This window comes from Endozoicomonas sp. ALC013 (assembly GCF_049310205.1).
Classification (GTDB): domain Bacteria; phylum Pseudomonadota; class Gammaproteobacteria; order Pseudomonadales; family Endozoicomonadaceae; genus Endozoicomonas.
Genome location: NZ_JBLYNS010000157.1, coordinates 1 through 10,505, shown reverse-complemented (window position 1 = coordinate 10,505; position 10,505 = coordinate 1). Strand labels below are relative to the sequence as shown.

At 47.7% G+C, this 10,505-nt stretch carries 6 protein-coding genes; all 6 read left to right on the top strand.

The genetic code is table 11. The features are described 5' to 3' along the window. The first annotated feature begins 194 nt into the window (after positions 1–194). Positions 195–443 (top strand): LexA family protein, encoded by a 249-nt coding sequence (locus ACO6V1_RS20260; RefSeq protein WP_422445416.1) that lies wholly within the window; start codon positions 195–197, stop codon positions 441–443. Positions 444–679: 236 nt separating this feature from the next. Continuing rightward, entirely contained in the window at positions 680–3,919 is a 3,240-nt protein-coding gene (locus ACO6V1_RS20255) for a helicase-related protein (protein ID WP_422468243.1), read from the top strand. Further along, a complete protein-coding gene (locus ACO6V1_RS20250) occupies positions 3,916–4,680 on the top strand; it encodes a DUF4391 domain-containing protein (protein ID WP_422445420.1) in 765 nt (254 codons plus the stop codon). Before ACO6V1_RS20255 ends, ACO6V1_RS20250 begins: the two co-directional genes overlap by 4 nt. Before the next feature lie 26 nt (positions 4,681–4,706). Then, complete coding sequence (locus ACO6V1_RS20245) at positions 4,707–6,602, top strand: site-specific DNA-methyltransferase (RefSeq protein WP_422468241.1); 1,896 nt, start codon at positions 4,707–4,709, stop codon at positions 6,600–6,602. A 14-nt stretch (positions 6,603–6,616) separates the two neighbouring features. Next, entirely contained in the window at positions 6,617–9,634 is a 3,018-nt protein-coding gene (locus tag ACO6V1_RS20240) for a type III restriction-modification system endonuclease (RefSeq protein WP_422468239.1), read from the top strand. Positions 9,635–9,790: 156 nt separating this feature from the next. After that, positions 9,791–10,505, top strand: a 715-nt coding sequence (locus tag ACO6V1_RS20235) for a toll/interleukin-1 receptor domain-containing protein (RefSeq protein WP_422468237.1), incomplete at its 3' end; no start/stop codon positions are given.

The following is a 10,505-nucleotide window of genomic DNA, read 5'->3' as shown; positions in this document are numbered from 1 at the left end:
CGACGAGCCGGTCAAACTGCGCACCTATAAAGCCATAGTTGATCTGGTGGCTAGCGATACTGAATACGGCGAAAGGGAAGCAACAATTCTTACTGCACTGCTATTAGCCCATATCAGCAAAAGAATGGATCGGGTTCAGTCCCTTGTTACTCAAACGCCACCATTTGCCATGTCGTGAAGTTCAAGCACTAACTATGAGTTCAAAGAAACCGACCTATACGCCACTGCAAGGCCAGTATCTGTCGTTTATTTACTACTACACGAAGATCAACGGCATGCCACCAGCGGAAAAGGATTTGCAGCGGTATTTTCAGGTTACTCCTCCCACCGTTCACCAGATGGTAGTGAAACTGCACCAGCTTGGCCTGATTAGTAGGGTACCTGGACAAGCCCGGACAATGAAGGTGGAGCTTCCTGTTGAAGAACTGCCCTTTCTTGATTAAATAAACCGTTGGTCGCGAAATTAGCTCAGAACCTGCTCATTCCCAAAGTGGACAGCTTTTCCCTTTCCCTTCGCAAATGCACGACTACCGCCAAACACCTTACATGCGTACAATGACTATCTTCCCAAAATTTACCTCTGAGCTATCTGGTCCCATGCTCCCCGGCGTCAATAAAAGACAATGGTAAAAACCACGGGCGGTAGCGTACCCAGTTAAAACAAAATGGAACTGTAGCCGTGCTTCTGGACAACAAACAGAATGGTAAGGTGGGCGAAGAGCTACGCCGGCACCTGACCAAAGGAACAAAGCTGTCTGTACTCTCAGGCCTATTCTCCATCTATGGTTTTGACTCGCTAAAGAAAGAATTATCTTCTGTAGAAGAAATACGTCTGTTGCTATCCAAATCATTGCAACCAGAAACAGCTCACAATACCCCCTTTGCTGAGCTAATCGGTGACCGCTGTGAACACCGTCTCAGAAATCAGCTCAACCAGATGCAAATCGCCAAAGAATGTGCCCGATGGATTGAGCGCAAAGTAGAAGTACGCTCCACCTGTATGGCCAATCAGAATATCTTCCATCTCAGCCAGGCAGATAACAACGATACCGCCATTCAGGGTAGCTCAAACTTTACCAGCACAGGGCTTGGTTACAGTGAGTCTGATCAGTTTGATATGAACATGTGCCTGACAGACAGCACTGCCACCCAGGGTATGCTGGAGTGGTTTAATGCCATCTGGGACAGCCCATCTGCTGGCGACGCCAAACAACTTCTATTGGACCAGCTTAACCAACTGACTCAAGATCAATCGCCCCAGTTCATCTACTTTCTGACCCTTTATCATCTGTTCAAAGATTTCCTGGAAGAGATCGACGAAGACAGCATCATCAAAAGCAAAACCGGTTTTAAAGATACCCTGGTCTGGAACAAACTCTACAAATTCCAGAAAGACGGTGTGCTTGGTGCCATCGACAAACTGGAACGCTATAACGGCTGCATCATTGCCGACAGTGTGGGCCTGGGTAAAACCTTCTCTGCCTTGGCAGTTATCAAATACTACGAACTGCGTAACGACCGGGTCCTGGTTCTTGCCCCCAAAAAGCTGCGGGAAAACTGGACCGTTTACACAGTGAACGACAAGCGCAATTTATTGGCGGCAGACCGGTTCAACTACGATGTACTCAACCACACGGACCTGACCCGCACCACCGGCATATCCGGTGAGATCAATCTGGAAACCATCAACTGGGGCAACTATGACCTGATCGTGGTTGATGAATCCCATAACTTCCGTAACAGCAGCTCCGCTAAAGAAGGTCATACCCGCTACTCCCGGCTGATGGATGACATCATCCGCTCCGGGGTAAAAACCAAAGTACTGATGCTCTCGGCAACACCGGTCAATAACCGGATGAACGACCTGAAAAACCAGGTCGCCTTCATCACCGAAGGGCAAGACACCGCCTTTGAAGCACAAGGCATCAGCAGCATAGAAATCACCCTGAAAAAAGCCCAGACCCAGTTTAATCAATGGCTAAAGCTCGACGAAGCACAGCGCAGCACCGAATCGCTTTTGGAAGGCATGAATTTCGACTACTTCAAGCTACTCGATCTTCTCACCATTGCCCGCTCCCGCAAGCATATTGAAAAGTACTATGACATCGCAGAAATCGGAGCCTTCCCGGAACGCCTGAAGCCACTCAATATCAAGGAAGACATCGACTCAAACGGCCAGTTTCCCCCGCTTAAAGAGATCAACCGCATCATTCGGCGCTTAAACCTCAGTGCTTACGCGCCACTGAAGTATGTCCGGATGGAAAAACGGGCAGAATATAACCGCAAATACGATGTTCAGGTCAATGAAGGTTCAGTGTTCAAAATGGTGGATCGTGAGCAGAGCCTGATTCACCTGATGAGGGTAAACCTGCTGAAGCGAATGGAAAGCTCGATCCACTCCTTCGCACTGACCCTGAAAAAACTGCTCGGGGCCGTGGACATGCTGCTGAGCAAACTGGACAACCATGCCAGCGATGAGGTTGAAGAACTCAGCATTAACGATATCGAGGTAGACTCCCCGGAGTTTGACGCTTACCTCATTGGTAAAAAGGTCAAAATCCTGATCAAGGATATCGATCACATCCTCTGGCGCCAGGACCTGGAAGAAGACCGCACCCGTCTGCAACAACTATTAACGGAAGCTCAGGCCATCGATGCAAAGCGGGATGCCAAGTTGCATCGCCTGCAAGCCATCATTGAGCGGAAATGTCAGCAGCCTCTGAACCCGGGCAATAAAAAGGTGATTATCTTCACCGCCTTTGCGGATACCGCCCAATACCTGTATCAGCACATTGCGCCGTGGGTCAGCCAGCAGCTCGGGCTGCATACGGCACTGGTCACCGGAGCAGGCAGCAATAAAAGCACGCTCGCTGGCGTCAGCAGTGACCTGAACAACCTGTTAACGGCCTTCTCGCCCGTCTCCAAAGAGCGAAGCAAGGTGAATGACAGCCCCGGTGATGAGATTGATATTCTCATCGCCACCGACTGCATCTCCGAAGGTCAGAACCTGCAAGACTGCGACTTCCTGATCAATTATGACATTCACTGGAACCCGGTCCGTATTATTCAGCGATTTGGCCGGGTAGACCGCCTCGGCTCAAAGAACAGCGTTATTCAGCTGGTCAACTTCTGGCCCAATATGGAGCTGGACGAATACATCAACCTGGAAGCCCGGGTCAGTGGTCGTATGGTGCTGCTGGATATATCCGCCACTGGTGAAGAAAACGTCATTGAGCAGGACAGCGGTAAACAGATGAACGATCTGGAGTACCGCCGCAAACAGTTGCAGGAATTACAAGACAATGTTGTAGACCTGGAAGATATTTCCGGCAGTGTTTCCATTACTGACCTGACACTGAATGACTTCCGAATGGATCTGTCGGGCTTTATGAAAGAGCATCTGGGCGATCTGGAATCCGCTTACACCGGGTTATTTGCCGCCAGCGCCATTGATCCTGCGTTTATTCGCCAGACCGGTGATCACACCATTGAGCCGGGTGCGCTCTTCTGCTTAAGGCAACTCACTGCTCAAGAACCATCGTCGTCCGATGGCTATGCGCTGGCACCGCACTATCTGGTCTATGTCACCGACGACAATGAGGTGAAGTACCCGTTCAGCCAAACCAAAAAGATGCTGGATATCCTGAAAAAACAGGGGCTCGGTCATCACCTGCCCAGCCAGGAAGCCATTGACTCATTCAACGCCATAACCCGATATGGCAAAGACATGGAGCATTACCGGCAACTGCTGGAAACGGCGATCAGCAGCATTATTGGCACCCATCAAGAAAAAGGCATCGACAGCCTGTTCAGCCGTGGCGGTACGCGACTGAATCAGGGGCGCTTCCAGGGCATAGACGATTTTGAAGTGGTCAGTTTTCTGATCATACGGGAACCGGCTCAGGCTGCAGCCCCATGACCCTGAACGACTTTTACCAACAACTGGCCATACCCGATAGCTGCCGACTGCAACGGCGCATCTACAAAAAACAGCTGTTTAGTAACGTCGCCTTCAGCAAGAGCGACCAAAAACGGATCAATGAGCAGATCGACACGCTGGCGCTTCGCTACAGCCTGAGTCCGGAGACCATCAATATTTCCAGATACGAAGACCCACAGCGGGAATATCTGGAAATAGCGCTGCTGCAAATCACCCTGAAAAAGCTAACCAACACCGATAAACAAACGGCCAAACTGGCAGAGCTGATCCAGAAGGCGATTCCCTACCCCACCATTGTTGTGTTTGTCCGGGAAAGTCAGATCGCCATCTCCCTTGCCCACAAACGGATCAACCTGGCCGACAGCAGCAAACTCACGCTTGAGCGCAGTTTCGATACCGGCTGGCTGGATTTATCGCAGCTCACCCTTAATCAGCAGGCGTTTCTTGCGGATTTTGCGCTACCGCGATGCAGCTTTATCAATTTCTACCAGTGCTATCAGGATCTGGTACGCCGGGTGGTGGCACTGAACTGCGCCGATTTGACCGGTCACTACACACTGACCAAAGACACAGAAAGCGAACGGCAAACCCGACTGGATCAGTTACGCAGCCACCAGCAACAGGTGTCGCTATTGCGAGCCGAACTGAAACAGGAAACCCGGTTTAACCACAAGGTTGAACTGAATATGCAGATTAAACGGCTGGATCAACAGATTCAGACGCTGAAAACCCAGCTGTAATTCATTAACGGATAGAGATTCCCTCCATGGAAAAAATCACCCAGGGCCATCATGGCAGCCTGAGCCTGGATATGGTTCAGGACAACATCAGCAAACTGAAACAGCTCTTTCCAGAATTGATCACGGAAGACGCCAGCGGCGCAAAAATTGATGTGGATGTGCTGAAAGAACTGGTGGGCAATCAGGTGATAGATGGTGATAAGGAACGCTATAACTTCACCTGGCATGGCAAAGCCGCCGCCCGTCGTCTGGCGCAGACACCTTCTACCGGCACCCTTCGCCCCTGCAAAGAAGAATCAAAAGACTGGGACACCACGCAAAATCTGTTTATTGAAGGCGATAACCTGGAAGTGCTGAAGCTGCTGCAAAAGAGCTATCACAAAAAGGTGAAGATGATTTATATTGATCCGCCTTATAACACAGGTCGTGAATTCATTTATCCTGACAACTTTTCAGACAATATCAAAAACTACCTTGAGTTAACTGGTCAAATTGGCAAAGAAGGGCAAAAACTATCAGCAAATCCTGAAACTTCTGGCCGGTATCACTCAAACTGGCTGAATATGATGTTGCCAAGACTAAGGTTGGCACGAAACCTTCTTAATGATGAAGGCGTTATTTTTATTTCCATAGATGACCATGAAGTAACTAATTTGCGTCGTCTGTGTGATGAAGTGTTTGGTGAAGAGAATTTCATTGCTTCAGTTATCTGGCAGAAGGTTTTCAGCCCGAAAAACTCAGCAAAATACTTATCTGAAGACCATGACTACATTCTCATATACTCAAAAGTAGCCGATATCTGGAGACCAACATTACTTCCCCGAAGTCAAGAAATGATCGGTCGTTATAGTAACCCAGATAATGATCCACGGGGCGTCTGGGCATCATCAGATCTATGTGCTAGAAATTTCTATGGCGAAGGTACATATTCAGTAACCTGCCCTTCTGGACGAGTTATTCCTTCACCCCCGCAAGGTTCATATTGGCGAGTATCTAAGCAGAACTTTGACAAAATGGACGATGAAAATCGTCTCTGGTGGGGGGAAGATGGCAACAATATGCCACGGATGAAACGATTCTTATCTGAAGTAAAGGGTGGCGTAGTCCCACAGACTCTATGGAAATACCAAGATGTCGGGCACACACAAGAAGCTAAAAAAGAGCTTATTGAGTTCGTAGAATTTGAAAATACTATAAACGTCTTGAATTCAGTTAAGCCCACGCGTCTGCTTCGTCATGCCCTAAAGATTGGCAGCACAGCAGACCAAGAAGACATTATTCTCGACTTCTTTTCTGGCAGCGCACCACTTGCTCATGCAGTGATTGCACAAAATGCTGAAGATGGAGGTAAAAGAAAATTTATTCTGGTTCAAATACCAGAGCCGCTCAAAATCGAAGAGGAAAAAGTCAAAACTATTGCAGACTTAGGAAAGTCACGTATTCGAAATGCTGGAGATAAAATAGTTCATAAAAACCAGGAGAAAGAGGGTATAGAAAATCTCGATATCGGCTTCAAAGTCTTCAAACTCGACTCCAGCAATATAAAACCCTGGGATGCCGATTTCGACAACCTGGAAGATATGATTGCCGCAGCGGATGATAGCCTGAAAAAAGACCGCACCGCCGACGATGTACTCTACGAAATCCTGCTGAAATACGGCCTCGACCTCACCCTACCCATCGAAGAACACATTCTGGCCGGTAAAACCGTGCATAACATTGGCAACGGTGCTCTGATGATCTGCCTGGATGATGAAATCACTCTCGATGTCGTCAATGCCATTGGTGATCTCAAGAAGGAACTGCAACCGGAAGTCATGCGCGTGGTGTTCAAAGACGCTGGCTTTGCTGACCCGGTCGTTAAAACCAATGCCATTCAGGTGCTCAAGCAGTTTGGCATTGACGATGTGAAAAGTATCTAAGGACGGGGTAACGCATGAAGATTCAATTTGATCCCGATCTGGATTATCAAAAAGTGGCCATCGATTCGGTGGTCAGTGTCTTTGAGGGCCAGGAAACCTGCCAGACCAACTTTTCCGTACCGGCCTACAGTACCCCTGCTACGCATCAGGCTGATCTCTATCAGGGGGCGGAATACGACGATCTGGGTGTGGGTAACCGACTGGAACTGCTGCCCGATGAGCTGCTGGATAACGTACGACAAGTGCAGCTGAACCAGGGCCTCAAACAATCCAAAAAGCTGAACTCCATGGACTTTACCGTGGAGATGGAGACCGGCACCGGCAAAACCTACGTTTACCTGCGCTCAGCCTTTGAGCTGAACCAGCGCTACGGCTTCACCAAGTTTATTATTGTGGTGCCATCGGTGGCCATTAAGGAGGGGGTGTTCAAGTCGCTGCAAATTACCGAGCAGCACTTTAAAGAGCAGTATAACAACGTTCAGTACGATTACTTTGTTTACGATTCTCAAAAGCCGGACCAGGTTCGCAGCTTTGCCACCAATGATTATATTCAGATCATGGTGATCAATATTGACGCCTTTCGCAAAAGCTTTACCGATCCGGATAAAGAGACCAAAGCCAACCTGATCCACCGAACCCACGACAAACTCAGTGGTATGAAGCCCATCGAGTTTATCCGTTCGACCCATCCGGTGGTGATTATTGATGAACCTCAGAGTGTGGACACCACCGCCAAGTCCAAAGAAGCTATTGCTTCTCTGAACCCGCTGTGTACCTTCCGCTATTCTGCGACCCATAAAGACAAGCACAACCTGCTGTACAAGCTGGATTCCATTGATGCTTACGAGCAGAAGCTGGTGAAACAGATTGAAGTGGCCCATATCGATGTGCGCGATGGGCACAACAAGGCCTACATCAAACTGCTCGACACCAGAAGCAATAACAGTGGCATCTCGGCAAAGATCGAAATGGATGTCATGCAGTCCGGCAAGGTCAAGCGGGTGGTTAAAACCGTCAAAGCCAACGATGACCTGTATGAGTTGTCTGGCGGTCGTGATGTCTATGAAGGCTATGTCATCAACGATATTTACTGCAAAACCGGCGATGAATACATCGACTTTACCAGCAAGCCCGATGAGATCCGCAAAGGTGAGCTGATTGGCGGTGTCGATGACGATGAGTTTAAGCGTCTGCAAATCCGCAAGACCATTGAAGAACATCTGGAAAAAGAGCTGTTGCTGATTCCCATGGGCATTAAGGTCCTCAGCCTGTTCTTTATCGATAAAGTCGCCAATTATCGCTTTTACCAGGATGGCGTTGCCCAGCCAGGCAAGTACGCCAAAATCTTTGAAGAAGAATATGTCAACATTGCCCGCAAAGGGAAATATCGCAGCCTGTTTGAAGAGACCTCGCCAGAGGCGTTAGTGAGCCAGCTTCATAATGGTTACTTCGCCATTGATAAAAAGAAAGACAGCGCTGGTGAAGCACAGTTTAAAGACTCCAAACTCTCTGCCAAGGGCGAAGGCGGGAAAACGGCGGCGGATGAAAGCGCCTACAACCTGATCATGAAAGAGAAGGAACGGTTGCTGAGCCTGGACTGCAAACTGAAGTTTCTGTTCTCCCACTCTGCGCTGAAAGAAGGCTGGGATAACCCCAATGTGTTCCAGATTTGCACCCTGAACGAAACCGCCTCGGTGATTAAAAAACGACAGGAGATTGGTCGTGGTCTTCGCATTGCCGTTAACCAGCAGGGCGAACGGGTGCATGGTTTTGAGGTGAACACGCTGACAGTGATGGCCAATGAGTCCTATGAGGATTTTGTCGCCAGCCTGCAAAAAGAGATCGAGGAAGAAGAAGGCATTCGCTTTGGCGTGGTGGACGACCACCTGTTTGCCAATATCGTGATCAGACACCAGGGGGAAAAGCCTGAATTTCTTGGTGCTGAGAAGTCAGAACAGATCTGGCAGCATCTCCTCGATGCTGGCTATATCGACAAGAAAGGCAAGGTTCAGGATGATCTTAAAACGGCCCTGAAGGAGGGCAACCTTGACCTGCCTTATGACGTGATGGCCCAATCAGAGCAGATTCAGGCAGCCCTGAAAAAGGTAGCGGGCGGCCTTAACATCAAAGACAGCAGCAAGCGGGAAACGGTAAAACTGAATAAGGCGGTTTTCCTCGGTGAAGAGTTCAAGTCGTTGTGGGAACGCATTAAATACCAGACCACGTACCGGGTGGATTTTGATCACCATGCCCTGGTAGAAGAGTGTGCCAAAACCATTGAGAAAGATCTGGTGGCCGGTAAAACCAAGTTTGAATACGCCAAAGGCACCGTCGCCACCAAGCGCAGTGGACTAGAGGTAGCACAGAGCAAAACCCAAACTTATACCTATGATGCCAAAGACTATAAGTTGCCGGACATCGTCAGTTATCTGCAAAACGCCACCAACCTGACCCGTCGTTCAATCGTCAGCATCCTTACCCAGTGCAACCGGCTTGATGCCTTTCGTAATAACCCGCAGAAGTTCATTGATGAAGCCACTAATATCATCAAACTGGTGATGCGCCGATCTATTGTGGATGGCATCAAATACCAGAAAATTGGTGATGAACATTTCTACTGTCAGGAGCTGTTCCAGGATAAGGAGCTGAAAGGCTATCTGGGTAAGAATATGCTCAAATCCGGGAAATCGGTGTATGACCATGTTATTTACGATTCCGATGTAGAGCACGACTTTGCCGAAGCCTTTGAGAAAAGCGAAGAGGTGAAGGTTTACGCCAAACTGCCAGACTGGTTCAAAATTGATACCCCGCTGGGCACCTATAACCCGGACTGGGCGGTGCTTGTGGAGAACAATGGCAGCCAGAATCTTTATTTTGTGGTGGAAACTAAAGGCTCACTGTTCAGTGATGCCCTGCGGCCTACAGAAAAAGCTAAAATGGACTGCGGCCGGGAGCACTTTAAGGCGCTTGGGCAGGATGTCAGTTTTGCTAAAGCTAATAACTTTGAGTCGTTTGTTGATCAGATAGCTTGAATGACCTAGCTATTCAATTTTCTGAAACGTCCAAAGTTAATCACTGCTTTGTTCTGCTATCTCTTTTCTTTTTATATACATTGTTAATCCCCTGAAACCTATATCTAGCTATAGCTAAATATAGATCACACAATTATCTCTAGTATGGAAACGCTTATGACCATTAAAGTTTTTTTAAGCTACTGCCACGAAGATGAACACTATAAAGATACTTTCAATAAACACGCTTCATCTCTCAAAAGAAACAATGTAATTTCTTCATGGGATGACAGGCAACTAATACCAGGGCAAGAGTGGAAGTCAGAAATATTTGCAAAACTGGAATCAGCAGACCTTATTTTATTAATGGTAAGCCCTGATTTTATAGCCTCTGACTTTTGTTATGAGAAGGAAATGACTAGGGCTGTAGAAAGACACAATAGTGGGTCTGCAGTGGTCATTCCTATCATTCTAAGAGACTGTCATTGGGGAGACACCCCCTTCGCAAAGCTGCAAGCATTGCCCAAGGATGTGAAGCCAATTTCAACATGGGATAACATAGATGCAGCTTGGGTTAATGTAATAGAAGGAATTAAAGCCAGCATAGAAGACCTAAAAAAAAAAGATGAGACTTTAGTAAAAGTAGAAAGTTGTGCATCGAACAGTTCATTAATTACAGAAGCGCATGAAGCTTGGATAAATGACACGGAAGTTGAATTTAATCACAGAAACAAGACTAAAATAATTTTACCCGATATTTACGTAGCTCCAGACTTAAAAATATTAAGGGGAAATTTAGATAAAATATCAGAAACAACAACCATTAACTCTTTAATTAATAAAGGTAATTATTTAATACTTGGAGACGACCAATCAGGAAAAACCTCCCTTT